The organism is Citricoccus sp., assembly GCF_035445025.1.
Classification (GTDB): domain Bacteria; phylum Actinomycetota; class Actinomycetes; order Actinomycetales; family Micrococcaceae; genus Citricoccus.
This window is the reverse complement of record NZ_DAOMPX010000171.1, coordinates 1-1169: the sequence shown is the minus strand read 5'-3', so window position 1 is coordinate 1169 and position 1169 is coordinate 1. Positions and strand designations below refer to the sequence as shown.

Below are 1169 nucleotides of genomic sequence, written 5' to 3'. Positions count from 1 at the left end.
CCCTGATCTCCGCGGTCGCCGTGGTGGGCATGCTCAGTGCCGCGTGGGGCGTCGGTGTCCAGCTCCTCGGCACCGCGCTCTGATGCACCCCGCGCTCTGACGCACCCGGTCCGTCCCTCCCGGGCCTCGGGAGACCCCCGGGAGGCGACCCCCGGGAGGGCACCCTCGAACCGGGGTCCGCGCGGACCGGTCTAGGGCGTGTCCTGTGAATCTGGGACTGTCGGTGTTAGACCTGTGGAATGGTCGGGCGTGGTGAACTGACGGATAAGGCGTGGGCCAGGATCGAGCCGTTGCTGCCGGTGTCCGGGCGCGGCGGGCAGTGGCGTGATCACCGGCAGGTGATCAATGCGATCCTGTTCAAACTGCGCACCGGTGTTCCTTGGCGGGATGTGCCCGAGCGTTACGGTCCCTGGAAGACCGCCCATGAGCGGCTGCGGAAATGGACCTTGGACGGGACCTGGGAGAAGATCCTGGCCGAGGCCGTCGTCAAGGACGACGCCGTCGGGGAGGTCGAATGGATCATCAGCGTCGACTCGACCGTCGTACGGGCCCACCAGCACGCGGCCGGGGCCCGTAAAAAAGGGGGTGCCGGCCCGCGATCGAGGCCATCGCAGTGGACGGTGAAGGGATCGGACGCTCCCGGGGCGGACTGAGCAGCAAGATCCACCTGGCCGTGGACGGGCGGGGGCTGCCGATGAGCGTGCTGCTCACGCCCGGCCAGGACGGGGACAACCCGCAGTTGCTGCCCTTGCTGGAGGCCATCGGCGTCCGCCGCCGCGGTGCGGGCCGGCCACGGTGCCGCCCCGAGGCGGTCCTGGCGGACAAGGCCTATTCTCATCCCTCGACCCGCGCCGCACTGCGCCGGCGCCGTATCCGCTTCACCAGCCCCGAGCGCACCGACCAGAAAGCCCGCCGTGCCGCCAGGGGCAGCGCCGGTGGCAGGCCTCCGGCCTTCGACGCCGCCGAGTACCGCCGCCGCAACGTGGTCGAACGCTGCTTCAACCGGCTCAAGCAATTCCGCGACCTGGCCACCCGCTACGCCAAGCGCGCCGCCTACTACCGCTTCGAACTCCTCATCGCCGCCACCATCCTGTGGATGCGATGATTCACAGGACAGGCCCTAGCCGGCCTCCTCGGACAGCATCCGGCGGGCCTCCTCGAGCGCCCAG

Annotated in this window: 1 pseudogene; it reads left to right on the top strand. The window is 70.3% G+C overall.

Annotated elements, in window-relative coordinates:
- Positions 1-239: 239 nt before the first annotated feature.
- Positions 240-1105: pseudogene (locus PLJ28_RS15945) on the top strand (IS5 family transposase).
- Positions 1106-1169 lie beyond the last annotated feature (64 nt).